Genomic DNA, 22,540 nt, shown 5'->3' on the forward strand with positions numbered 1-22,540 from the left:
TGCAGTTCCTCGTGCAAAGCAAAGTCAGGCTTACTTTTTCTGTGCTTATTCTTTTCCTTACTCAACTGTTTACTTTCGTTAGATTTTGTTTCAAACGTTTTGTAATAGACCTCAATATTTCTATCACATTCTGCTATTTTTTCTTGATAAATATTATATAGTTCAAATTCTTGCTTTAGCGTGAATACATGTTCCTCTCTATAATCGCCAGCTAACGCTTTTGCTATAGTAGACTGATCATTTTTTATTCGTGCATCCCTGAATTGAGCCAATTTCCCAGAATCTCTTTCGCCTTTAATTATAGCCTTGATAATTTTCATACCAGTTACTTCTGTTATATCTCTTATAACTCTATGCAGTTGTATATTCATTTGAATTAATGCCTTCTGCATACGCAGAACATGTGTAGATGCACTTTCAGTGAGGTTCTTACGTTGTCGCACGTAACTACGCAATACACACATCTGGCTATCTGGCCTAAATGACCCTTGGAGTAATCCATAACTATGTAGTTGTTGTAACCACTGACAGTCCTGAACATCTGACTTTCTCCCAGGTACATTTTTTACATGTCGCGCATTTACCAACTTAACTTCAAAACCGTAAGATTCCAGTATTTGAAACAAAGGAATCCAATATACACCAGTTGATTCCATCGCTACGGTTGTAACTTTACACTTTTTTAACCACCTTGCTAAATTATGAAGGTCTTCAGTGAAGCAGCCAAATTTTTGAACACGTTGCTCATCTCTTCTCTCGGGTATACATACATAATGTACAGCCGAACCAACATCTATCCCTGCTGCATCAGGATTCATTACCTCTAATTTACTTTTTGTCATTGTAATTGACCTCCTATAACTTATAATGAAGAAGTATTTAAGCTTGGGACGGTTAGATTATACAATCTTCTAATCGAGGTAGTTGTAATAGACTCCATCAGTGGTTTAACCGTTCCTCCAAAACCATGCTCCCAAACGGGCACTCTAGCACCATTGAGCGTTCCGGTTATAACTGCAAAAATACTTCTTAATAAATTATATTTAAAAATTGTTATAGCACTGGATAAAATAGTTTCTTTCAGGTTTAACAAGATTTTTCCTTGTTCGATGCTCCTAACTTGGATTTGTCTGGCTCACTACAAAAAACATGTCTAAACCCTACAGTCTCTCCGTTTTCTCCTCTTCTAGCAAAATTACTTCCTTTGCCAGCAAACCAAATTTGAGTTAGCTCGTCTTTAAATACCCCTAGGGCCGCATTCGGTGTAATCACTTGATGATCAAGCTTATCATATATTTCTTTCACTACTCCTTGATATTCTGGAGAGTCAAGTAAAGATCTGAAATCCTTTTCGCTTGGATATGATCCCCAATCTCCGCAAATTTTCAATATATTTCTATCGAACTCAGTCAATTTCGGAGGATCAGGAATATACTTTGGTTGTGAAGGATCCGTTCTAAAAAATGGTTCAAAATCGTCCTCAACGCTCTTTTGTATATGGCTATCAGTAAAGTAATGACCATTAACATAAGAAGTAAACCCTATTATCGGTATCATCAAACATAAGACTATCTTAGATTTTCTTGATATCATGCAATACGACTCCATAAAAAAAACAGGATACTAGCAATAACTTAACAAAGCTTAAACCAAGTGTCAAATGGTATCTCCTGTCATTCAGTCAGCTAAAGCCCCTTACCAGCAGAAACATATATAAAATCTACCAGTACATGTATATTACCATACTCTGTATGGTCCAAGTGGTGGATTAGGTGGAAGTCTTACTTCTCTTGGTTTGGAAGTGCGCAAAAAATGGGCAACTGTGCTACGTACCCTAAAGAGGAAGTCCTCCTCAGAATCAGAAGTATCTGGAATGTCTTCTACTGCATCACTTGTAAAGTGTTCCAGAAAGTTTAAAAGTGATGGTGCTACCAATCAAGAAGTAAAGCAGCAGGGGGCTCAATTTGATCAGCAACAAAAACTAGATGGTCCAAGTTGTAAGTTAGATGAAGTACTGCAAGTATCGCGCAGTCAGTCATTAAGTTCTTTATATCCTAGCGGTAGTGGATTGGTGTAGAAGGATCTAAAAAAATAACGAGGTTAGAAAGATTATGCTTGCGTTGGATTTTATTCGTGCACATGTTATACATGATGTCTTGATCTAGCTTCTTTGCATAGATATAGCTAACCCAAGAAAGGTTTTCCTACGTCATACCGCGATTCATTCCACAGCTGTACGAACATTGCAATTAGCAGGTAATTTGCATAACAGACGGTGTTATCCCAGTGCTCCGGCACTGAGATCCAACCCTTCCATAATCATCAAAACGTCGTATTTTAATATAAAACAGCTACTTTTATACTCACCAACTTAATAAAATTCTTGGATGCCAGACTGGCATGACACCCTACTAGTAGCACAATGTTCGTACATCTGTAGATTCATTCGCGGTATAGATTCCGCTAACGAGTAGCGGAATGACGGTTTTTCAAATTGTAGGTAAACCTAAGCCACTTTAGCTATATATAATAGAATTTCGCTTTCTACTATCTTTCCAATCGCTTTATACATAATTCTCGAATTTTGAAAATTTGCTCCATGTTCTATGGTATGTTTTGGTAACCAGTTCTCAATAAATTGTTTATGCTTTTCTACTTTGTAGTTTCCAAGATGTTCGGGCTCAATTTTCTCTTCCTCTGTCAGTTCTAGTGAGGCACTATTTTCTGGAAAAGTTATATCAATAATTCGATTTTTATAACGAAGGTAGCAGTGCATTTCCGGAATTTGCAACAAGTTATACTCACTTAGAACTGCAGAGATTTTTGGAGTGTTTAATAAGTGCATGCTTTGTGCTGCATGTACCACATTTCTCACTAATTACCGATAAATAATCTGTACGATTGTTATTACGTCCGTAAGGCAGTTTATGTACATATTTTAATGCTTCACGAAATGTAGTAATACCCAGGGTTAAAAAGAGATTTGATATAGGCTTATGATTAGATAAATATATTTGATTTAAGTCATTCATATCATCATTATCTCATTTCTCACTTGTATAAAATTTGTTTTCTTACTTCGAGACCTAATCTACCACAACTTTAATATGGCGCTTCTTTCCTGCAGATAATTTTATAAATGACTGACCTTTAAAGCTCTCAGAATTTATTATGTAGTTAACATTGTTTATAATATTATCATTAACTTTGCACCCATTGCCCTGTATTAAACGCTTTGCAGCGCCTTTTGAAGGTTCAAAACCGGTGTCATGCAGTAGGTCTACTAAGGATATGCTGCTTGCAACTTGTTCTTTTTTTATGATGTAATCAGGAAGTAGTGAGCTATCTTCATTCTCAAAAGCAGAGACTGCAGCAGATAGTGCGAGTGCCGCTTCTTTGTCACCATGACATATTTTTGTCACTTCTGTTGCCAAGACCTTTTTTGCTTCATTTATTTCCTGATCTTTTAAGGATTCTAACTTTTTGATCTCATCAATTGACACATCAGTGAGCAATCTCAAAAAACGTCCAACATCTTGATCATCAACGTTGCGAAAATATTGCCAGTAGTCGTAAGGCTTTAGCATATTATCATCAAGCCACACTGCTCCACTTTCAGTTTTGCCCATTTTTACCCCTTGAGCATTCAATAAAAGAGGGGTGGTAAGGCCAAACAGCTCAGGTAAATTCAACTTTCTTCCAAGCTCAATGCCATTTACTATATTTCCCCATTGGTCTGACCCTCCAATCTGCAGACAACAGCCATGCTTTTTATTCAACTCAACAAAATCATAAGCCTGCAATAGCATGTAATTAAATTCTAAGAAGCTTAAGGTTTGCTCTCTATCCAGCCTAGTTTTCACACTATCAAAACTTAGCATGCGATTTACTGAAAGATGTATTCCTATATCACGCAAAAAGTCTATATATTTTATACTATCCAGCCATTCTGCGTTATTTACTATAACTGCACCAGTCTTTCCATCATCAAAAGATATCATTTTCTCCAATGTTTTCTTTATACTAGATATATTTTCGCTAATATCCTTGATAGATAAGAAGCTTCTTGCTTTATCCTTACCGGATGGGTCGCCGATTTTCGTTGTGCCACCTCCAAGTAAAACTATCGACTTGTAACCAAATTTTTGCAGGTGGCGGAACATCATAATATGCATTAGATGACCAATATGAAGACTTGGTGCTGTGCAATCAAACCCAATGTATGCGACTATATGATTGTTTTCGGATAATAGCTGATCTAACCCTTCAATATTTGTACATTGGTATAGGTACCCTCTTTCTTGGATAAAATTTAAAAACTCGGACTTGTGTTTCATAATCTTTTTAGTATGTTATTTTATATGTGAACATTGTCATTGAAGATATCGATGATGATGTCATTCCAGCGTGTGACGCTGGAATCCAGTTTTTCATGCAATTTCATCAAAAATGTTGTATAGTGTGCTCGTTTATAATTAAGTTTTCTGGATCCCAGTGTCAAGCACTGGGATGACACCTTTTCTTGGGGAGCTATCCTAAAGGTGCGATACTTATACAGTTGTACTTGAATGGCCCAGGCAATCAGTTCCATAACTCTTCTATTTTATAATACTCCCTTACTTCTGGCCTGAATATGTGAACCATTATGCCTTGAAAATTCAAAATCACCCAATTGCCTTCATCCATACCTTCTACATCTATTTTATCATGTCGCTCGAGACTTTTTATTACGTGTTCAGCTAACGCTTTCACATGGCGACTTGAATCACCAGATGTAATAATCATATATTTTGCAATAATGGTTCTATTCTGCACATCGAAAGTAACTATATCGTGACCTTTATTTTGATCTATTATACTTACAATCATACTTTTTATTGATTCTGTATCATTGGATACATTAGTCATCATCTTAAATTATTTAATTTACTTATAATTATACACTCAAAATCTCTAAATATGAACTATTTTCAACGCAACTGTTCGTTAAAGGTATTACCTGCATCTATTTTATCACCATGTTTTTAGCATGTACAATGTATATACTTTTTATATAATTGAGAATAGCTTTTTACTAATATTCATTATGGGCAAGACTCTCATCTACTTAATCGGCTTTCCAGGCAGTGGTAAATTTACTACTGCAAAGGAACTGTGTAAAATCATTAGTGCAGTGATAGTAAGCAATAATCTATTCAATAATATTATATTTGATATTGTTAAATTACAAGATGCTGAAGTTCCAGATGATCTGTGGAAAAAGATTTTTGCAGTCAGAGAAAATATGTTAGCAATACTGGAAAAACACTACATAAAATCAAAACATTATATATTTACAAATGAATTGATAGAGGGTGATTCCTATGATCAAAGATTGTACAGCTCAGTGGTAAATTTAAGTAAAAAAATGGGCGTAAAAATTTTTCCTGTAGTATTACATTGTAATAATGAGGAACTAGTAAGACGTGTTCAATCAGAAGAAAGGCACCAGGAAAATAAAATTACTGATTCGGATTTTGCTATGAAAAAAATTGAGGGGAAAAGGCTATTTATACCTGAAGGTACACTTGAAATTGGTAACTCAAACTTAAGTGCAAAGGAAGTTGCAAAGAAAATTGTTGAAGAGATGAAGAAAGAAAAAAATGGAAAATTAATTAAAACTTCTGTAACAAATCATTTAAAAACAGAGCGTACTCGTGGTTGAGAAGAAAGATAAGTATCGTCCTTGTGTTGGCATAATGCTATTTAACAGACAAGAACATGTCTTCATTGGAAAACGCTTTGATAGCGACTCTTACTGGCAGATGCCACAAGGAGGTGTTGATGATGGTGAGGAACTGGAACAAGCAGCGTTACGTGAGTTGCTAGAGGAAGTTGGCACTAATAAAGTAAAGGTTATAACTAAAAGCAAGGATTGGATATACTACAACTTGCCTGAAGAAGTTATACCAATATGCTGGAATGGAAAATATTCTGGTCAAAAGCAAAGGTGGTTCTTAATGAAGTTTTGCGGAGAGGATAAGGATATTGATATTAATTATACTGATCATCCAGAGTTCAAAGAGTGGCGTTGGCAAAGTACAGATAGTTTAGTAGCCAGTGCTATATCATTTAAAAAAGAAGTTTATAAAACAGTGATAGAAGAGTTTTCTTCTATAATAAAAGCCTCAACAATAAGCTCATGATAGTAGATTCTCATTGCCACTTGATTTATTTTTCCGATGATGAAATACCAAAAGTAATTTCAAGGGCAGAGAAAAATGGTGTAAAGGTTTTGCATAACATATGCGCAAGCATTGACGATGTTCCTAAGTTATTAAAAATTTCTTCATCCTATGATCAAGTCTACTCCTCTGTTGGTATACATCCGCTTGATGCTGCTATAGAAAACGGTGAGTGTATACATGTTGATGAATTAGTTGAATTGACCAAGAACCAAAAGGTAATTAGTATCGGTGAAACTGGGTTAGATTTTTATAAATCTGACAACAAAGACAATCAGAAAAAAAGTTTTGCATTGCATATAGAAGCGTCAAGAATAACTGGACTACCTTTAGTTATTCACACAAGAAGCGCTGATAATGAGATGATCGATATGTTAAGGTCAGAAATGAAAACTGGCACTTTTGGTGGAGTAATGCACTGCTTTGCTTCCTCTAAAGAGCTTGCTTATCAATCTATAGATTTAGGGTTATATATCTCATTTTCTGGAATCATTACTTTTAAAAATGTGAGCTTACTCAGAGGAATTGCACAAGGTGTACCACGCGAACGTGTTTTGGTTGAAACTGATGCACCATATCTATCACCTGAGCCTTATAGGGGAAAAAAGAACGAACCAGCAATGGTAAAATATGTTGTGAATTGTTTGGCAGAGTTATGGAATGAGTCACCCGATAAAGTAGCAGAAATAACCACAAGCAACTTTTTTAGGCTGTTTACGAAACTTGAGCTACAAGGAAATTCTATAAAACCATTGATTTACTTATGAGCCTAAATAGTTCTTTCACTGCATTCACAGATTTATCAAACATTTCTTGTTCATTATCATTCATTTTAACTTCTAGGACCTTTTCAACTCCATTTTTTCCAATGATTACAGGAACACCAATAAACAAATCTTTTACACCATATTCACCATTAAGGTAAGCAGCACATGGTAATATACGCCTTTTATCTTTTAAATATGACTCTAACATGCATATAGCTGAAGATGCAGGAGCGTAGTATGCAGATCCGGACTTAAGTAGATCAACTATTTCTTTACCGCCATTGCGAGTGCGTTCAACTATTTCATCAACTTTTTTCTGCGTAATGAGACCCATATCGATAACTTGGGTAAGTGGAATGCCAGCGATAGAAGTGCAATTAATGAGTGGTACCATAGTGTCACCATGTCCTCCAAGCACAAAAGCAGATATATCTTCAACTGAAATATTTAATTCACTTGCGAGAAAATAACAAAAACGGGAAGAATCAAGCACTCCTGCCATTCCAACAACCATATTAGCTGGAAGGTTTGAAAATTTATGCACCACTGAAACCATGGCATCCAGAGGGTTGGTAACCACTATTACAAATGCATTTGGAGAATACTTCTTAATATTTTCACCAACCTCCTTCATTACTTTAGCATTGGTTTGCAGGAGGTCATCCCTGCTCATTCCAGGTTTTCTAGCAATGCCTGCTGTTATGATGATTGCATCAGAATTTTCTATATCTTTGTATTGATTAGTTCCAGTTAAACCAGAATTAAATCCATCAATAGGAGATGATTCTGCTATGTCGAGTGCTTTACCTTGCGGTATTCCATCACTAATATCAAGTAAAACAACATTGCCGAGTTCCCTTAGTGCAATCATATGGGCAAGAGTTCCACCGATATTTCCTGCACCGATTAAAGATATTTTTTTTCTTTGTACTGTCATTTTCTACTCCTTTATATTTACTTTTATGGTTTTACCTTCCCAAGGCGATAGGCTATCAAGCATACGAAAATCTTGCGGCAAATCTATAGGATTATATACAACCTTTTTTGCCTCTATATCGTATCTTACTTCCTCATAACCAGTGAGAGGGAAATCTTTTAACATTGGATGACCTTTGAATCCATAGTCTGTTAGAATCCTACGCAAATCAGGGTGATCAGAGAATTCTATTCCATACATATCAAACACTTCACGCTCAAACCACGAAGCTGTGCTAAATACCTTTGCTATGCTTGGAGGCATATCGCCCTCACATAATTGAAGTTTTATGTGTACTCTAATATTATGCACAATGCTGAGTAAATTGTACACTAACTCAAAGCGCTTTTCTCGATCTGGATAGTCAACCCCAAAAATATCAACTAATAGTTCAAACCTACACTTTTCATCATCGCGTAGAAAGGATAGGTGCTCTTCAATTTCATCTAAAGTTGAATATATTACAATAATGCCATCATCTTTTTGAATGCACTCACACTTGGTCTTTTTTTGTATATGCCTTGCAGTTTTATCCATGCTTTATATTCTGAGTTCGTTTTATTTTGTTTTGTAGGCATAGCATTCCATATAGCAACGCCTCAGCGGTTGGTGGGCACCCAGGAACATACACATCAACCGGTATAATTCTATCACAGCCACGAACCACTGAATAAGAGTAATGATAATAACCACCACCATTTGCACAACTTCCCATAGAAATAACATACTTTGGGTCTGCCATTTGATCATAAACCTTGCGCAATGCTGCTGCCATTTTATTAGTTAGTGTGCCAGCAACAATCATCACATCTGATTGACGTGGGCTTGCACGAAACATTATGCCATATCTATCAAGATCATAACGGCTGGATGCAGTATGCATCATCTCAACCGCGCAACATGCAAGACCAAATGTCATTGGCCACAATGAACCAGACCTTGCCCAATTCATTACATAATCTATTAAATCACCAAATTTAGTAACAAGAAACCCTTCTTTTTTATAACGACCCCAGTCATCATTAGATAGAATTTGATTTGTCATAAACTACTCCCACTCTAATGCACCTTTACACCATTCATAGATAAAACCTATAGTGAGTATTGCAAGAAATACCATCATAGACCAAAATCCACCATAGCTTATCTTAGACAAAGAAACAGCCCAAGGAAAAAGAAAAGCAATTTCTAAGTCAAATATTATAAATAATATTGAAACTAGGTAAAATTTAATGTCAAAATTTTTTCTTGCATTGGATAGTGGATTGAAGCCACACTCATATGTGGAAAGTTTTTCACCATCTGGCTTACTCACTGCAAGAAACATAGGCAATATACCTAAAGCAAAAGATACTACAATTGATACGCAGATAAAGATTACTATGGTTAGATATTCGCTCATTTAACAAAACATATAACACTATGAGTTTACATGCTTTCCTAACTTTTTACCACCTAAAATATGCACGTGAAAGTGTGGCACAACCTGCTCTCCATTTTCACCGTAGTTAGTGACTAATCTATATCCTGTTTTTTCTAAATTATATTTATGTGCTATTTCTCTGACAATTTTGAAAAAACTTACTATCTCCTCTTCAGAAGCTTTTAGAATAAAATCATCGTATGAAATATATTGATTTTTTGGTATAACTAAAATGTGAACTGGTGCGTCAGGGTGCTTATCACGAAAAGCTAGTACATTTTCATTTTCATGTACCTTCTCACAAGGTAACTCACCTCTTAATATTTGAGCAAAGATGTTATTGCTATCATAAACTTCATTGCTCATATTTTAAGAGCGACCTTTTCCTCTTCCTTTATTTCTTTCTACATCAGGCGTAGATAGTGGTTTTATTACTTCACCAGAGGCATCTTCAAAATTCAAAAAAGTACTTCCCAATCCTTCTACTTGCTTTTTGATATCTTGTTCTGATAACTGCATATTTTTTATAGGAGAAATAGCTTCTTTACTTTTACCAAAAGGAAACTCGTTAGGATTAGTAATGTTAAAAGATTTTACTAATTCATCTGTACTTGTAACATTTTCTGAAGACTGCCCTGGTGACTTTCCAGTTTGTGCTGACCTTAGAGTTTCTGATGGTTTGTTCTGGTTATCACATTCTCGATACAATTTTTCTGCAATACCATACAGCAATTTTAAGTCTGTGTGAACTTTAAATTCTCCACCAGTGATTTCTGCAAACTTCTTGAGGTCGCCTTCAACTTTATTAGCAATTCCTTTAAGAACAAGTTCTTTTATTTCTTTCTTGCTCTTGCCTTTATTATCAGGATTAGTTTTAATAGTGTTAGCTATTTCCTCAACGTTAATTTCAATTACAATTTTGTTTTCTTCTCTAAAAATAGTTACATTCGGTAAACCTACTTTTATTTTACCCAATTGTTCATCGTTCAAATAAGGTATATCTCCCGTCAGAGTCCTTGACACTAAAAAAGCCACCTTTCCTGTCCCTTTCTTTTGCTCTGTTATTTCTACACCAAGATTCTCACTAGCTTGTGTGGTTTTTATGGGTGGATCATATTTTTCAAGCTCGCTGCCAACAACATAGCGCCCGCCATTTTTTATGTCGTGCCACATTTCGCCCCGAGACTTAAACCAGTTTTTTGGCTGTATAGGATATATTATACCTCCAAATAGAGCTTTTGCACCTCTACCCAGAAAACTTCCTACTCCCGAAGCTGCACTACCAACTTTAGCTAGTATAAAAGTAGATTCTTCATTTTGGTCGTTTTTTGGCATACACACCTCCAAGGTACTTTCTACAACTAAATACATTTTAATTATAGACGAAAAAATTTAAACTTCTATATCCATTATAAGATAGAATTATAGAGATTACAACCATTATTTGTACATTATCTAAAACATGTAATATTTTCGCTACTTTTATTGTTCAATTTATTATAAAGAATACTCTATTATGTTTAAATGGAACACAAATAATATCATTGATGCAACTGGCGGAAGAGACGTAAATGGTTGTAATTGGACACATAGCTCAAATATTTCAACGGACACAAGAAGTATAAAGAAAGGTGATTTATTTATCGCACTCAAGGGAAAGAATTTTGATGGCCATAATTTTTTGCATGAAGCGTTTTTAAAAGGGGCTGCCGCTGCAATAGTAAGTGAGGGTAAATATAAAAATTTCCCTCTCATTATTGTACAAGATACCCTGAAAGCTTTGCACGATATGGCATCATACTATATTAGAAATATTCTTGTTGATGCTAAAGTTATTGCAATTACAGGCAGTGTCGGGAAAACTACTACAAAGGATATGTTGCACACTGTTTTATCGCAATATGGAGTGTCCCATGCAAACGAAGGTAACTTAAATAACAATATAGGATTGCCTTTGACAATTCTAAAAGCTCCAAAAAACTGCCAGTACTTAATCCTTGAAATGGGAATGAATAAAGTTGGTGAAATAAAAGAATTATCAAAGATTAGTAATCCGAATATTGCAGTTATTACCAACATCGAACCTGCACATACTGAAAATTTTTCATCACTATTTGACGTTGCACAAGCGAAGTTAGAAATTCTGTATGGTACGAAAAATAACGGTACTTTGGTCTTGAACAGAGATAATAAATATTATGATTATCTCTCATCACGCGCTAATAGAAATGTAATAAGCTTCGGTGAAGATAAAAATGCTGAAGTTTGCTTACTAGACATAATAAGAAACGATGACGGGTTAAATTTAAAAATAAGACTAAATAATAATCAAACTATAAACTGTAATTTACGTGTGCAAGGTGAGCATTTTGCTTATTCGCTACTTGCTGTTGCAGTAGTTGTGCAAAGCCTCAGACTTGATTTATCAAAATTACCACTTGCACTTAAGAATTTTAGTGTAACGAAAGGTAGAGGCAATATTCATAAGGTCAAATACAATAGAAAATATATACATTTAATTGATGACTCCTATAACGCCAGCCCTACTTCGATGAAAACTGCAATAAAAACTTTGAGTACATATTCTAATCAGAGAAAAGTAGCTTTGCTTGGCGATATGTTGGAACTTGGTGATAAAAGCATAGAATTTCATACAGATTTGGTTAAGATTGTCACAGAAAATAATATAGATAAAATTTATACAGCTGGTAAATTTATGTTAAAATTGCATGAGCTTTTGCCAGATAATATAAGAGGCACGCATTTTAATGATTCTAATCAATTGAAAAGTGATTTAGCTAACATTATTCAGAATAATGACGCAATTCTAGTTAAAGGCTCACGAGGAATGAAAATGGATCTTATTGTACGGGAATTCATAATAGAATATTAAGCAAAATCATTGTATTAATTTACAGTAACAAATTATTAGGAACCTTAATCGTGACAAAACGTGTAATTATTTTTGGTGGAACGGGGTTTATAGGGAAACACATCGTAAGACGCTTGGCAGCAGAAGGATATTTAATAAAGATATTCACTCGTAATCAGGAAAAAGCGGCTTGTTTAAAATTGTGTGGCAATTTGGGACAAATATCAATATTTAAAGGCGATTTTTTTGATGAAAAATCAGTTCTAGAGGGTATGGAAGAATGTGATGTAGCCATAAACTTAGTGGGAATATTATATGAAGCAAAAAAGCACGATTTTTACGCTGTTCACGTTAAAATAGCTGAAAGGATAGCAAAAGCTGCAAAAATGAAAAATGTACCTATGATGATACATTTTTCCGCTATGGGAATAGAAAATAGCAAGTTGTCAAAATATGCCAAAAGTAAATTGGAAGGTGAAAAAGCTGTAACTTCAGCATTTCAAGAAGCAATAATAATTAGGCCAAACCTTGTATTTGGTAAAGAAGATAACTTCTTTAATAAATTTGCAAGATTAGCAACTATTCTTCCTTGTTTACCACTAATTGGCAATGGAACGACTAAATTTCAGCCAATATGTGTAATAGACTTAGCTGAAGTGGTATATCGTATTATCAGTTTTAATAAGCAAGACAAGAAAATTTATAACATGGGTGGACCAAAGGTTTACTCTTTCAAAAGCTTATTGAAGTTTATTCTGAATGTTACTAACAGAAAGTGTTTGTTGATCAATGTATCTTTTCCAATGGCAAAGTTAATAGCTTTCTTTCTAGAAAGTAAAATTATTTCTATGCTGCTAAAACCAATAACCAGAGATACGAACCCTGTGCTTACTCAAGATCAGGTGAAAGTTATGATGAATAGCTCAATCGAAAAGTCAGCTGACCTTGAAATAATGAAGGTTCGACCATTAGCAATTGAAAATGTGGTGCCAGAATACTTGAAGATTTATAGAAAGTATTGATAGAAGAGTGTGCCCGGTAGGATTCGAACCTACAACCCCCAGCTTAGAAGGCTGGTGCTCTATCCAGCTGAGCTACGGGCACACAACATATATAAAATGCTTCTTAGTACAAGTGAAGTCAAGTATTTTGTGTGAATATGATGTTTATCTTACAACACCTTGTCATTGCAGTTGTGTGTCACGCGCTGCCGAAATTGGATGCGAGAAGTTTAATACTCATAGGGATCATCTTTCAAGCATATATTGAAATATTTCATTAGCTATAGCAACATCTTGGCGCGGGGCTTTGCCGTGTTCTATAAACACAGAGATTGCGTAGCGCGGGTTATGGTAAGGACCATAAGCGATAAATAACTTATGACTTTCACCCTTAGAGTTTATCTCTGGTGTACCGGTTTTGCCGGCAATTTGTATGCCGCTTAGCCCTTTTCTATAGTTAGAATTCACCACGTCAAACATAGCTTTTCGAATTATGCTAAAATGCTCATGGTCTACATCAATGTCAGGGAAATTTTGCACTGTATTACTCATTTCAATGTGGGAAATTACCTCTTTTCCTGTTGCAATCCTTGCTGCAAGAACTGCAAGCTGCAGTGGTGTTGTAAGCAAATACCCTTGTCCTATAACTAAGTTGATAGTGTCACCTAAATACCACTCTGAATACAGCTTTCGTGTACGCCAATCTCTATCGGGCAACAATCCTGGAGCTTCTTCCTTAAACGTTCCAATCAGCGACCCACTGCCAATACCAAATTTTCTGGCCATTTCCACCAGAGAGTCTGCACTTATTTTTTTCCCTATATTATAAAAGTAAGTGTTGCATGATAATGCCATTGCCTCATTTAAAGATACATACCCATGGACTTTGCTTTTCAGACAACGAAATTTCCGCTCACCTATTTTCATATAGCCCTTGCACGAAAATTTCTCTTCTGGTGTTATTATCCCGTCTTTTAAACCCGCAAGCGCAACTATTACTTTAAATATTGAACCAGGTGGAATTTGATATGATAACGCACGATTCACAAGCGGTAATGAAGGAGCATTCAAATTTTCCCAAGTCTCATTTGATAGTCTGCTTGCAAAAAGATTATTATCGTAAGAAGGTGAATTATATAATGCTAAAATTTCTCCATTATTTACATCAATTACCACTGCGGAGCCCTGGTGATCTTTAAATACCTCTGCGATTTTCTCTTGCAGATTAATATCAATTGTTAGCTGTACATCTTGTCCATCTTGTTGTGGTATGCTTGATAATTCTTTTATGACGCGTTTTTTAGAATTTATTTCCTGCTCAGATTTTCCTGACTTGCCTTTCAATATATGATCATATGTATATTCAATACCGCTGATTCCTACTTCGTTTATGCCTTGCTGTCTTTTTGTATATCCGATTACATGGGAACATATTGAACCAAACGGGTAATAACGTTTATAAAGAGCAGTTACTTTTGTTTCTGACGATCTTGCTATTTTAGACTCGACTTCTGATAATGTTTGCAAATCGATCTCCTCACCAGAAGTTTTTTGCCCATCAAACAGAACAACATACGAAATTTTGTTTACCGCAAGTTCAGTGCTATTCCTATCTAAAATTTTGCCCCGCTGAGGCATAATAGTAGCGACTCTTATTCTATTACTATTAGATAGTGCTTCGTACTTTTGTCTGTTTCGTATTTGTAAATTATATAACCTATAGCTAAAAATAGCGGAAATGGTAAGCTGAATACCACCTAATATGAATGCTCTGCGGTTAAAGACTTTGTTTTTTGTCCACATAACATTCCTTCAAAACGCACTTTTTTCCCCTCTTTTATTGTTACACTTCTGGCTTTTACCGTATTACAAACCCTTTTTTCCCACTCACTTAAGGTAACAAACTTGTAACCCGATTTTTTTAGTACTTTAATAATGTGAGGTAAAGCTTCAATTGTGTTTGATCTGTTATTGTGATCATGAAACAGCACAACTGCTCCATTGTGTACATTACTTAAAACTCTTTCAACTAAAATTTCTGGCTTATCACCTTGCCAATCTAGCGAATCAACTGTCCATAATATCGAATATATGTCCAATTTATTAGTATTTTCAATCAGATTATCGTCATGACATCCATATGGCGGGCGAAACCATTTTACATCTTGTTTTATTGCATTTTTAATTGCTGTATTTGTCTTTTCCAATTCTTGCAATTGTTTCTCACTTGAAAGTGATGTCAACTTCCTATGCGACCAAGAGTGATTGCCTAACTCATGACCTGCTTCATGGATTTTCTTTACTATCTCATATGTTTTTTTATTTATACGTTCACCAAGCACAAAAAACGTTGCTTTTGCTTCATAGCTTTCTAGAACATTAATAATATCGTTTACTCTATTGTTGGAAGGCCCATCATCAAACGTAAGCGCAACAAACTTATCGTCGTTATTCAACGATTTTTTTATATTACTTAAATTTCTATATGATAGATCCAGATTACAACTAAGCCCACAGTATGGTAAATTAAAATTACAATCACCACAGAAAACCGCGCTTGAGTATAGCAAAAGAAAAGTTATTATCCTTATAAACATTTTGTAATCAGCAAAGCGATAGGATACTATGCACTTTTTTGCTAAGTTAAGCCATCTTTAATTGCTGTAGCCTTTGCTTCATCACTTCTTTAATATATTATATTAACAATTTATATAATATATTATGATTGCAAATATAAATACCGTTGCGCTTCAGGGAATTAGCACAGTAAATGTCAATGCACAAATTCATATGGCAAATGGTATTCCAGCTTTTAATATTGTTGGATTGCCGGATAAAACTGTTGCGGAATCCAAAGAACGCATCAGAGCAGCATTAAATTCAATCAATCTACTACTACCTCCAAAAAGAATTACAGTTAATCTCTCCCCTGCGGATTTACTGAAAGAAGGTAGTCATTATGACTTGGCTATTGCTATTGGACTACTTGTTGTAATGAATGTGATACCAGTTGAAAAAGTTCAGTCTTATATAATCATGGGTGAACTGGCTCTTGATGGCAGAGTTATTCCAGTTTCAGGTGTGCTGCCAACAGCAATTAATGCAAAAAAGGACAATAAAGGAGTAATTTGCCCGAGAGGAAATGGTGTAGAAGCTGTATGGGTGAAGAATGTTTCAATTCTGGCTATAGAGAAATTAACTGATATTATCAGACACTTTAAGGGTGAGCAATTAATTCAGCTAGTAATTTTTAATTATAGTGATGCACCCAAAGAAAAAAGATTGGTTCCCGATATGAAGGATATCAAAGGCCAAGTTATTGCAAAAAGAGCAGCTGAAATTGCAGCAGCAGGTGGGCATAATGTGCTTCTTGTTGGCCCTCCTGGTACTGGAAAATCAATGCTTGCTAAGCGCTTTATAGGATTGCTGCCTGATTTGACCGAACAGGAGATGATTGATGTTAATATTATTTCCAGCATAACAAAAACTGGTAATGAAATATTCAAAGTAACTCGTCCCTTTCGTGAACCTCATCATTCATGCTCTATGCCAGCAATGATAGGGGGAGGAAAGAATGCAAAACCTGGAGAAATTACCATGGCTCATAACGGCGTGTTATTCCTTGATGAGTTGCCAGAATTTCCAAGACTTGTGCTTGATTCTCTGCGCCAACCACTTGGAGATAGAAAAGTTACCGTTGCAAGGGCAAATGCTCACATAACCTACCCTGCAAAATTTCAACTGATTGCTGCAATGAACCCTTGCAGGTGCGGTTATTTAGGTGATGCAAGTAGATCGTGCAACAAAGCTCCAAAGTGTGGCACAGATTACAAAAACAAAATATCAGGCCCATTGCTTGATAGAATAGACATATGCATTGAAATGCCAAACGTTAGCATACTCTCTCCTGAAATCTCTGTGGAGGGAGAAAGTACCGAGATTATAAGAGGAAGAGTGATAGTAGCGAGAAAAATTCAAACTGAGCGTTATAGTAAATTGAATGTTCGTTGTAACGCAGAAGTAAGCGGTGAAGCATTTAATAGATTCACTAAGCCAGATCAGGCAGGGTTAGAATTGCTAAAATACGTACTGAAAGAAAATTATATTTCCAATCGAGGCTACACACGCGTATTAAAAGTTGCAAGAACCATTGCAGATCTTGCAAAAAGTGAAGAAGTAAAAAGAGCACACATTGCTGAAGCGCTGAATTACAGAATCAGATTATACTAATAAATTAAATTACTTGACAGGCAGCTTTTTTTTACTATATATTATTCTTAATGAAATTTTAGAATTCTATTTAGGGAGTAGAGTTATGACATTAACGAATTATAAATATAAAGATGGGGATGGTGTTCTTCATGCTATTTTAGAGGGGTATAAACAACCTGGTAATGAACACTGGGGAGTTACAGGTGCTGCTGGTGGGTTTGGTCAGTACATTAAGAATAATAAGTTAAGAACAGCATTATTTCCGCTTGCAGTTGCAAGTGTTGTCTTTACAGCAATGCATATGAAAGCAGGCTTTGTTAGTGCAGCAGAAGCTTCTGGGTTTCTTGCTAAGACTGCCAGTTACTTTGTTGGGACAAATCAAGCAATAGCTGCTTCATTACCTGGATTTATTGGAACAGGTGTTGCTGGTCAGATAGTTGCGGGTGCCATAATGGCAATTGCTGCAATTGCTGTTCTTTATGGAACATATCAAGTTGCCTTAAAATTAAAAGATGTTGCGGTTGAAGCATGGGAAGGAAAAGAAAAAACTGTATAATAACTTCAACAAAACAAAAAGGGATAGGTCTCTGTCCCTTTTATAAACATTTCCTACTTTTTGCATCGGTTAAGTGATGTCATTTAAGAATCTAGTTATTATAATTAACGGCACTTATTAGTATAAATGTTAAGAATAAGTAAACCACGTTTACTGTTTACGCCTATAGAAGTGAAAAGTATTTGCATATTATTAAAAAAGCGGTAACTTATTATCAAGTGAATTCGCTAAATTTGAGTAATTTAAATGTCTATTGATCTTAATCTGCCGGAGTTACCTATATTACACCCAAGGATTACCGTTGTGGGAGTGGGTGGTGCTGGTGGAAATGCTGTGAATAACATGATCCAATCTAATTTGCAAGGAGTGAATTTTGTTGTTGCAAATACCGACGCTCAAGCACTAGAAAAGTCGTTATGTGATAAAAAAATTCAGCTTGGCATTAATTTAACTAAGGGTCTTGGTGCTGGTGCTTTGCCTGATGTTGGCAAAGGTGCAGCAGAAGAATCAATCGATGAAATTATGGAGCATATAAAAGATAGTCATATGCTTTTCATTACAGCAGGAATGGGCGGTGGTACTGGAACCGGTGCAGCACCGGTAATTGCAAAAGCAGCCAGAGAAGCAAGAGCTGCAGTTAAGGATAGAGCGCCAAAAGAAAAAAAGATATTGACTGTTGGAGTTGTAACTAAACCGTTCGGTTTTGAAGGTGTGCGCCGCATGCGCATTGCAGAGCTTGGACTTGAAGAACTGCAAAAATACGTGGATACACTTATTGTCATTCCAAATCAGAATTTATTTAGAATTGCAAATGAAAAAACTACATTTTCTGATGCATTTAAACTTGCTGATAATGTTCTGCATATTGGCATCAGAGGAGTAACTGACTTGATGGTCATGCCAGGGCTTATTAATCTTGACTTTGCTGATATAGAAACAGTAATGAGCGAGATGGGCAAAGCGATGATCGGTACCGGAGAAGCAGAAGGAGAAGATAGAGCAATTAGTGCTGCGGAAGCTGCAATATCCAATCCATTGCTTGACAATGTATCAATGAAAGGTGCGCAGGGAATATTAATTAACATTACTGGTGGCGGAGATATGACTCTGTTTGAAGTTGATGCTGCAGCCAATAGAGTGCGTGAAGAAGTAGATGAAAATGCAAATATAATATTTGGTGCTACTTTTGATCAAGCGATGGAGGGAAGAGTTAGAGTTTCTGTTCTTGCAACTGGCATTGATGGTCGCAATAATAAATCAGAAATTTCACCTATAAGTCAGAGCGAAGACTCAGAGAAAGAGAAATTTAAGTGGCCCTATAGTCACAGTGAAAGTACGCAAGACAAAACACTGGAAACAAAACCAACTGAACAGGTAAGCGAAGGAGCTAAGTGGGGCAGCAATATCTATGATATACCAGCTTATTTAAGAAGAAAAAAATAATGCAACTTTGGCTACTCAAGTCAGAGCCAAGTGGATATTCATGGCAAAAAATGGAAAAGGAGCAGGTAGTTGAGTGGGATGGCGTGCGCAATTATCAAGCTCAAAATTACATGAAAATTATGAAAGTAAGCGATCTTGCGTTTTTTTATCATACAGGTAAAGAGAAAGCAATACTTGGAATCGTTGAAGTATTTAAAGAGTATTATCATGTTAATGATCCCAAGTTCGGATTAGTGAATGTAAAGTTTTTGAAACCTTTAAATAACCAAGTAACGTTAAATAATATAAAACAAAACCCACTTTTGAAAAATATGGTTATATTAAAACAACCACGTTTATCAATTGCCCCAGTTTCAGAAATTGAATGTAATGAAATAATAAGCATGAGTGATGTGTAATACCCTGTCATCCCAGTGCTTGACACTGGAATCTATAGTTCTCCTTTTATGGTCATGCACACAACTGTACAAATGTTGCGATTTGAAAGTAGTCTCTGCTAGGAAGGATAATAAAAACTGGATTCCAGTGTCAGCTACTTGCATGACACCCTTACTGGTGCGTTACTCATGTTAGAAGTAAATGTTCTTGATGAGAGATGGCGCAGCATTACAGATGATCCAGAGGGTTTTGTATTAAATATTATAAACACTTCTCTAAAAGAATTAAAAATAGACCACTATAAACCAAATATATCAATAGCTCTGGCTGATGATGACTTGCTACATCAACTTAATTTAAAATTTGGAGAAATGGATAAGCCAACTAACGTACTATCATTTCCGTGTGAACAATTGTCTAATGAGTGCGATTTAGGAGACATAGCAATTTCAATAGACACAATAAAAAGAGAATCGCATGAGTATTGTATACCCATTCTTGCTCACATTGCACATATGTTAGTGCATGGATTACTGCATTTACTTGGTTATGATCACCAAAAAAAAGATGAAGAAATTATAATGCAAAATCTAGAAAAAGAGATTTTAGCTTCGCTTGGCTACAATATGTGCGCGATTTAAAAGGAATTTAATAAAAATATAGTAGATGATAATAAAATATGTTATCTACAAAGGATTTTAGCTATAAACAATAAAAGGTAAGTGATATGGTTCAGTTTTCTTTGCCAAAGAATTCTAAAATTAATCAAAAGGGCAAAATTTATCCTATTCCTGCTAGAGCAAAAAACATCAGAAGATTTCAAATTTACCGTTGGTCTGCTGATGACGAGAAAAATCCTAGAATAGACATATTTTTTATTGATATGGATAGTTGTGGCCCTATGGTACTTGATGCATTAATAAAAATAAAGGATGAAATAGATTCGACTTTAACTTTCAGACGTTCTTGTAGAGAAGGCATATGTGGATCTTGTGCCATGAATATTGATGGAACCAATACTCTTGCATGTACTAGATCTATACACGATATAAAAGGTGACGTAAAAATATATCCATTACCTCACATGTATGTGATAAAGGACCTAGTCTCGGACTTGAGCCAATTTTATGAGCAATACAAATCAATTAAACCTTGGTTACAAGCAGATAAGCCTGCCCTACCAAATAAAGAATACTCTCAATCTCCTGAAGATAGAAAAAAATTAGATGGCTTGTCCGACTGTATATTATGTGCTTGCTGTTCGACTGGTTGCCCAAGCTACTGGTGGAATAGTGATAAATTTTTAGGACCAGCAATACTATTACAAGCCTACAGATGGATTGCTGACAGCCGTGATAATAAGACAGGTGAAAGACTTGATGTTTTAAACGACCCATTCAAGTTGTATCGTTGTCATACAATCATGAATTGCACAAAAACTTGTCCTAAAGGACTTAATCCAGCAAGAGCAATAGCGAAAGTAAAACAGCTCATGGTAGAGAAAGAAGGAGTTTAAGTATCATCTTTTGCATTCTTCGTAAGAGAACAGCAAACCTTCTGAAGCGTAGGGTATTGTTAATACCCTGAACGCTTTTCCATTCGTGAAATGGATCGTATCATCATACGATGCAAATAATTTTTTGAATAACTCATGTCTTTGGTTACTGATAGTTTGAAAATCCTCTTTTTCTAAAAGCTTTTTAGATTCGAAGAGGTAAAGCATAACTTCATGATAAGTTGGATAAGATACCAAAAATTTTGGGTCAAATTGAAAGGTTTTTATGAAAGCATTATTATAAAATTTTAGCTTTTGATTCTTACTATATATTACTATGGCAACCGGTAACCTCTCAAGCAAATTTTTCTGTGTAGCTAAATAACTGTTTAATTCAGTATATAATTTCTCTGCATCACTAACATCTTTCCCATACATTACTATGCTACCAGAACCTTGTATTGGAATTTTAACAAAATCGAAAACCTTAGGTTCGTTCTTGTAAGTTACGACATGCCTTCCTGGTTTTGTGCTATGAGCGCTACTGGTAATAGCAAATTTCTTAGAGCCATCTACATATTTATCATAAAACAAATTATAAAATTCTACCTTTCTATTCTTGTTATATTTTAGTATTGGAAATGGTAAAGAGTTGAAAACATTTTTATAGCTCTCCACTTCTTGTGTAAGCTTACTATTTTCTAGCTCAAGTCCGTGAGCTTTTATTTTACAGTCTGAAACATTCCTTATCCATAACAGCACACCAATCACATTGTTGGAATCATCTATTATGCTTCTACCATAACATATGCAATAAACCTCACTGTCTTTTGACTTTAAATCTAGAGTAAAAGATTTATTTATTTCCTTTGCCTCAGCAAAATTTTTAATTAAACTTTCTGATTGCTCAAAAAAATTTACAAACTCATTAAATGAGTAAAAAACAGTATTAAGCAAAATTAGTAAGTTGGGAGAGAACTTTTCTATACGCTTTTTTGCATCCCAAATATAAAACCCATCATTCACAGTATCAATTAAATTATTTATGATAACATTTTGATGTTGTAAGTTCTTAATCTTATTACTAATTTTTAATTTAGAATAAGAGAGAAAGAATAATATTAGAATCAATATTAAAACCACTTTATACAAAAAAAACATAGCACTTCTAAAACAGATGTAAAAACTTGTAA

At 35.2% G+C, this 22,540-nt stretch carries 29 protein-coding genes and 1 tRNA gene; 14 read left to right on the forward strand and 16 right to left on the reverse strand.

Features of this window, described 5'->3' with window-relative positions; all coding sequences use genetic code 11:
• The 3 genes from OZD70_RS01440 to OZD70_RS01450 form a co-directional block, all read right to left on the reverse strand.
• Positions 1 to 848 (reverse strand): IS110 family RNA-guided transposase (locus tag OZD70_RS01440; RefSeq protein ID WP_275020111.1); only part of this gene is annotated, 848 nt, incomplete at its 3' end.
• 14 nt (positions 849 to 862) lie between these two features.
• Positions 863 to 1,093 carry a hypothetical protein gene (locus OZD70_RS01445; RefSeq protein ID WP_275020106.1) on the reverse strand — a complete coding sequence of 77 codons (231 nt, stop codon included), beginning with the start codon at positions 1,091 to 1,093 and terminating at the stop codon, positions 863 to 865.
• The gene (locus OZD70_RS01450) at positions 1,087 to 1,593 is read right to left on the reverse strand and encodes a hypothetical protein (protein WP_275020374.1); all 507 of its coding nucleotides are present in this window, start codon (positions 1,591 to 1,593) and stop codon (positions 1,087 to 1,089) included. The genes OZD70_RS01445 and OZD70_RS01450 overlap by 7 nt, the downstream gene beginning before the upstream one ends.
• A 280-nt stretch (positions 1,594 to 1,873) precedes the next feature.
• Between OZD70_RS01450 and OZD70_RS01455 the strand changes: the two genes are divergently transcribed.
• Positions 1,874 to 2,077 carry a hypothetical protein gene (locus tag OZD70_RS01455; protein WP_182183366.1) on the forward strand — a complete coding sequence of 68 codons (204 nt, stop codon included), beginning with the start codon at positions 1,874 to 1,876 and terminating at the stop codon, positions 2,075 to 2,077.
• A 429-nt stretch (positions 2,078 to 2,506) separates the two neighbouring features.
• Here the strand turns inward: OZD70_RS01455 and OZD70_RS01460 are convergent, their stop codons facing one another.
• The gene (locus OZD70_RS01460) at positions 2,507 to 2,845 is read right to left on the reverse strand and encodes a hypothetical protein (RefSeq protein WP_275020376.1); all 339 of its coding nucleotides are present in this window, start codon (positions 2,843 to 2,845) and stop codon (positions 2,507 to 2,509) included.
• Between the two features lie 241 nt (positions 2,846 to 3,086).
• Positions 3,087 to 4,337: a tyrosine--tRNA ligase gene (gene tyrS, locus OZD70_RS01465; RefSeq protein ID WP_275020378.1), complete on the reverse strand. Its 1,251-nt coding sequence runs from the start codon at positions 4,335 to 4,337 to the stop codon at positions 3,087 to 3,089.
• A 26-nt stretch (positions 4,338 to 4,363) separates the two neighbouring features.
• Between tyrS and OZD70_RS01470 the strand changes: the two genes are divergently transcribed.
• Positions 4,364 to 4,513 (forward strand): hypothetical protein, encoded by a 150-nt coding sequence (locus OZD70_RS01470; protein WP_182183361.1) that lies wholly within the window; start codon positions 4,364 to 4,366, stop codon positions 4,511 to 4,513.
• A gap of 68 nt (positions 4,514 to 4,581) precedes the next feature.
• Here OZD70_RS01470 and rsfS read toward each other — a convergent pair whose 3' ends face one another.
• A complete protein-coding gene (gene rsfS, locus OZD70_RS01475) occupies positions 4,582 to 4,908 on the reverse strand; it encodes a ribosome silencing factor (RefSeq protein WP_275020422.1) in 327 nt (108 codons plus the stop codon).
• 178 nt (positions 4,909 to 5,086) lie between these two features.
• Here rsfS and OZD70_RS01480 point away from each other — a divergent pair, with 178 nt between their 5' ends.
• The 3 genes from OZD70_RS01480 to OZD70_RS01490 are packed head-to-tail and all read left to right on the forward strand — an operon-like array spanning position 5,087 to position 6,991.
• Complete coding sequence (locus OZD70_RS01480) at positions 5,087 to 5,704, forward strand: AAA family ATPase (RefSeq protein ID WP_275020381.1); 618 nt, start codon at positions 5,087 to 5,089, stop codon at positions 5,702 to 5,704.
• Positions 5,697 to 6,185, forward strand: coding sequence for an RNA pyrophosphohydrolase (locus OZD70_RS01485; RefSeq protein WP_275020383.1), 489 nt, complete (start codon positions 5,697 to 5,699; stop codon positions 6,183 to 6,185). The genes OZD70_RS01480 and OZD70_RS01485 overlap by 8 nt, the downstream gene beginning before the upstream one ends.
• Positions 6,182 to 6,991: a TatD family hydrolase gene (locus OZD70_RS01490; RefSeq protein ID WP_275020385.1), complete on the forward strand. Its 810-nt coding sequence runs from the start codon at positions 6,182 to 6,184 to the stop codon at positions 6,989 to 6,991. The genes OZD70_RS01485 and OZD70_RS01490 overlap by 4 nt, the downstream gene beginning before the upstream one ends.
• On the opposite strand, the gene mdh is transcribed toward OZD70_RS01490, so the two are convergent.
• The 6 genes from mdh to OZD70_RS01520 are packed head-to-tail and all read right to left on the reverse strand — an operon-like array spanning position 6,966 to position 10,725.
• The gene (gene mdh, locus OZD70_RS01495) at positions 6,966 to 7,928 is read right to left on the reverse strand and encodes a malate dehydrogenase (RefSeq protein ID WP_275020387.1); all 963 of its coding nucleotides are present in this window, start codon (positions 7,926 to 7,928) and stop codon (positions 6,966 to 6,968) included. The genes OZD70_RS01490 and mdh overlap by 26 nt on opposite strands.
• A gap of 3 nt (positions 7,929 to 7,931) precedes the next feature.
• Positions 7,932 to 8,504, reverse strand: coding sequence for an NADH-quinone oxidoreductase subunit C (locus OZD70_RS01500; RefSeq protein ID WP_275020389.1), 573 nt, complete (start codon positions 8,502 to 8,504; stop codon positions 7,932 to 7,934).
• A complete protein-coding gene (locus OZD70_RS01505) occupies positions 8,497 to 9,012 on the reverse strand; it encodes a NuoB/complex I 20 kDa subunit family protein (RefSeq protein WP_275020392.1) in 516 nt (171 codons plus the stop codon). Before OZD70_RS01505 ends, OZD70_RS01500 begins: the two co-directional genes overlap by 8 nt.
• 3 nt (positions 9,013 to 9,015) lie before the next feature.
• Positions 9,016 to 9,369, reverse strand: a complete 354-nt coding sequence (locus tag OZD70_RS01510; protein WP_275020394.1) for an NADH-quinone oxidoreductase subunit A — start codon at positions 9,367 to 9,369, stop codon at positions 9,016 to 9,018.
• Positions 9,370 to 9,387: 18 nt separating this feature from the next.
• On the reverse strand, positions 9,388 to 9,756 hold the full coding sequence (locus tag OZD70_RS01515) for an HIT domain-containing protein (RefSeq protein ID WP_275020395.1): 369 nt from the start codon (positions 9,754 to 9,756) through the stop codon (positions 9,388 to 9,390).
• A gap of 3 nt (positions 9,757 to 9,759) precedes the next feature.
• Complete coding sequence (locus OZD70_RS01520) at positions 9,760 to 10,725, reverse strand: hypothetical protein (protein ID WP_275020396.1); 966 nt, start codon at positions 10,723 to 10,725, stop codon at positions 9,760 to 9,762.
• A gap of 181 nt (positions 10,726 to 10,906) precedes the next feature.
• Here OZD70_RS01520 and OZD70_RS01525 point away from each other — a divergent pair, with 181 nt between their 5' ends.
• Entirely contained in the window at positions 10,907 to 12,283 is a 1,377-nt protein-coding gene (locus OZD70_RS01525) for a UDP-N-acetylmuramoyl-tripeptide--D-alanyl-D-alanine ligase (RefSeq protein WP_275020397.1), read from the forward strand.
• Between the two features lie 50 nt (positions 12,284 to 12,333).
• Positions 12,334 to 13,284 carry a complex I NDUFA9 subunit family protein gene (locus tag OZD70_RS01530; RefSeq protein ID WP_275020398.1) on the forward strand — a complete coding sequence of 317 codons (951 nt, stop codon included), beginning with the start codon at positions 12,334 to 12,336 and terminating at the stop codon, positions 13,282 to 13,284.
• 8 nt (positions 13,285 to 13,292) lie between these two features.
• Here OZD70_RS01530 and OZD70_RS01535 read toward each other — a convergent pair.
• From OZD70_RS01535 to OZD70_RS01545, 3 genes are all read right to left on the reverse strand, one after another.
• Positions 13,293 to 13,366 (reverse strand) — tRNA-Arg (locus tag OZD70_RS01535).
• A gap of 143 nt (positions 13,367 to 13,509) precedes the next feature.
• Positions 13,510 to 15,066, reverse strand: a complete 1,557-nt coding sequence (locus OZD70_RS01540) for a penicillin-binding transpeptidase domain-containing protein (RefSeq protein WP_275020400.1) — start codon at positions 15,064 to 15,066, stop codon at positions 13,510 to 13,512.
• On the reverse strand, positions 15,021 to 15,860 hold the full coding sequence (locus tag OZD70_RS01545) for a polysaccharide deacetylase family protein (RefSeq protein ID WP_338062928.1): 840 nt from the start codon (positions 15,858 to 15,860) through the stop codon (positions 15,021 to 15,023). Before OZD70_RS01545 ends, OZD70_RS01540 begins: the two co-directional genes overlap by 46 nt.
• A gap of 124 nt (positions 15,861 to 15,984) precedes the next feature.
• Between OZD70_RS01545 and OZD70_RS01550 the strand changes: the two genes are divergently transcribed.
• The 7 genes from OZD70_RS01550 to OZD70_RS01580 all read left to right on the forward strand — a co-directional run bounded on the left by OZD70_RS01550 (position 15,985) and on the right by OZD70_RS01580 (position 21,368).
• Positions 15,985 to 17,493 carry a YifB family Mg chelatase-like AAA ATPase gene (locus OZD70_RS01550; protein ID WP_275020404.1) on the forward strand — a complete coding sequence of 503 codons (1,509 nt, stop codon included), beginning with the start codon at positions 15,985 to 15,987 and terminating at the stop codon, positions 17,491 to 17,493.
• 85 nt (positions 17,494 to 17,578) lie between these two features.
• On the forward strand, positions 17,579 to 18,031 hold the full coding sequence (locus OZD70_RS01555; protein ID WP_275020406.1) for a hypothetical protein: 453 nt from the start codon (positions 17,579 to 17,581) through the stop codon (positions 18,029 to 18,031).
• A gap of 246 nt (positions 18,032 to 18,277) precedes the next feature.
• Positions 18,278 to 19,474: a cell division protein FtsZ gene (gene ftsZ, locus OZD70_RS01560; protein ID WP_275020407.1), complete on the forward strand. Its 1,197-nt coding sequence runs from the start codon at positions 18,278 to 18,280 to the stop codon at positions 19,472 to 19,474.
• Positions 19,474 to 19,872: an EVE domain-containing protein gene (locus OZD70_RS01565; RefSeq protein WP_275020408.1), complete on the forward strand. Its 399-nt coding sequence runs from the start codon at positions 19,474 to 19,476 to the stop codon at positions 19,870 to 19,872. Before ftsZ ends, OZD70_RS01565 begins: the two co-directional genes overlap by 1 nt.
• Positions 19,865 to 20,047, forward strand: a complete 183-nt coding sequence (locus OZD70_RS01570; RefSeq protein ID WP_182159188.1) for a WPE palindromic element domain-containing protein — start codon at positions 19,865 to 19,867, stop codon at positions 20,045 to 20,047. Before OZD70_RS01565 ends, OZD70_RS01570 begins: the two co-directional genes overlap by 8 nt.
• Entirely contained in the window at positions 20,041 to 20,493 is a 453-nt protein-coding gene (gene ybeY, locus OZD70_RS01575) for an rRNA maturation RNase YbeY (protein WP_275020409.1), read from the forward strand. The genes OZD70_RS01570 and ybeY overlap by 7 nt, the downstream gene beginning before the upstream one ends.
• 86 nt (positions 20,494 to 20,579) lie before the next feature.
• Positions 20,580 to 21,368 carry a succinate dehydrogenase iron-sulfur subunit gene (locus OZD70_RS01580; protein WP_182183329.1) on the forward strand — a complete coding sequence of 263 codons (789 nt, stop codon included), beginning with the start codon at positions 20,580 to 20,582 and terminating at the stop codon, positions 21,366 to 21,368.
• A 3-nt stretch (positions 21,369 to 21,371) separates the two neighbouring features.
• Here the strand turns inward: OZD70_RS01580 and OZD70_RS01585 are convergent, their stop codons facing one another.
• Positions 21,372 to 22,508 (reverse strand): hypothetical protein, encoded by a 1,137-nt coding sequence (locus tag OZD70_RS01585; RefSeq protein ID WP_275020411.1) that lies wholly within the window; start codon positions 22,506 to 22,508, stop codon positions 21,372 to 21,374.
• Positions 22,509 to 22,540 lie beyond the last annotated feature (32 nt).

Source organism: Wolbachia endosymbiont of Drosophila tsacasi (genome assembly GCF_028982115.1).
GTDB classification, from domain to species: domain Bacteria; phylum Pseudomonadota; class Alphaproteobacteria; order Rickettsiales; family Anaplasmataceae; genus Wolbachia; species Wolbachia pipientis_B.

Excerpts from the sequence above, each read along its gene's own strand:
- OZD70_RS01450 (WP_275020374.1), bottom strand. The coding sequence starts at position 1,593 with ATGATATCAAGAAAATCTAAGATAGTCTTATGTTTGATGATACCGATA.
- OZD70_RS01455 (WP_182183366.1), top strand. The coding sequence starts at position 1,874 with ATGTCTTCTACTGCATCACTTGTAAAGTGTTCCAGAAAGTTTAAAAGT.
- OZD70_RS01460 (WP_275020376.1), bottom strand. The coding sequence starts at position 2,845 with ATGCACTTATTAAACACTCCAAAAATCTCTGCAGTTCTAAGTGAGTAT.
- tyrS (WP_275020378.1), bottom strand. The coding sequence starts at position 4,337 with ATGAAACACAAGTCCGAGTTTTTAAATTTTATCCAAGAAAGAGGGTAC.
- rsfS (WP_275020422.1), bottom strand. The coding sequence starts at position 4,908 with ATGACTAATGTATCCAATGATACAGAATCAATAAAAAGTATGATTGTA.
- OZD70_RS01480 (WP_275020381.1), top strand. The coding sequence starts at position 5,087 with ATGGGCAAGACTCTCATCTACTTAATCGGCTTTCCAGGCAGTGGTAAA.
- OZD70_RS01490 (WP_275020385.1), top strand. The coding sequence starts at position 6,182 with ATGATAGTAGATTCTCATTGCCACTTGATTTATTTTTCCGATGATGAA.
- mdh (WP_275020387.1), bottom strand. The coding sequence starts at position 7,928 with ATGACAGTACAAAGAAAAAAAATATCTTTAATCGGTGCAGGAAATATC.
- OZD70_RS01500 (WP_275020389.1), bottom strand. The coding sequence starts at position 8,504 with ATGGATAAAACTGCAAGGCATATACAAAAAAAGACCAAGTGTGAGTGC.
- OZD70_RS01505 (WP_275020392.1), bottom strand. The coding sequence starts at position 9,012 with ATGACAAATCAAATTCTATCTAATGATGACTGGGGTCGTTATAAAAAA.
- OZD70_RS01510 (WP_275020394.1), bottom strand. The coding sequence starts at position 9,369 with ATGAGCGAATATCTAACCATAGTAATCTTTATCTGCGTATCAATTGTA.
- OZD70_RS01515 (WP_275020395.1), bottom strand. The coding sequence starts at position 9,756 with ATGAGCAATGAAGTTTATGATAGCAATAACATCTTTGCTCAAATATTA.
- OZD70_RS01520 (WP_275020396.1), bottom strand. The coding sequence starts at position 10,725 with ATGCCAAAAAACGACCAAAATGAAGAATCTACTTTTATACTAGCTAAA.
- OZD70_RS01525 (WP_275020397.1), top strand. The coding sequence starts at position 10,907 with ATGTTTAAATGGAACACAAATAATATCATTGATGCAACTGGCGGAAGA.
- OZD70_RS01540 (WP_275020400.1), bottom strand. The coding sequence starts at position 15,066 with ATGTGGACAAAAAACAAAGTCTTTAACCGCAGAGCATTCATATTAGGT.
- OZD70_RS01545 (WP_338062928.1), bottom strand. The coding sequence starts at position 15,860 with ATGTTTATAAGGATAATAACTTTTCTTTTGCTATACTCAAGCGCGGTT.
- OZD70_RS01550 (WP_275020404.1), top strand. The coding sequence starts at position 15,985 with ATGATTGCAAATATAAATACCGTTGCGCTTCAGGGAATTAGCACAGTA.
- OZD70_RS01555 (WP_275020406.1), top strand. The coding sequence starts at position 17,579 with ATGACATTAACGAATTATAAATATAAAGATGGGGATGGTGTTCTTCAT.
- ftsZ (WP_275020407.1), top strand. The coding sequence starts at position 18,278 with ATGTCTATTGATCTTAATCTGCCGGAGTTACCTATATTACACCCAAGG.
- OZD70_RS01565 (WP_275020408.1), top strand. The coding sequence starts at position 19,474 with ATGCAACTTTGGCTACTCAAGTCAGAGCCAAGTGGATATTCATGGCAA.
- OZD70_RS01570 (WP_182159188.1), top strand. The coding sequence starts at position 19,865 with ATGTGTAATACCCTGTCATCCCAGTGCTTGACACTGGAATCTATAGTT.
- ybeY (WP_275020409.1), top strand. The coding sequence starts at position 20,041 with ATGTTAGAAGTAAATGTTCTTGATGAGAGATGGCGCAGCATTACAGAT.
- OZD70_RS01580 (WP_182183329.1), top strand. The coding sequence starts at position 20,580 with ATGGTTCAGTTTTCTTTGCCAAAGAATTCTAAAATTAATCAAAAGGGC.
- OZD70_RS01585 (WP_275020411.1), bottom strand. The coding sequence starts at position 22,508 with ATGTTTTTTTTGTATAAAGTGGTTTTAATATTGATTCTAATATTATTC.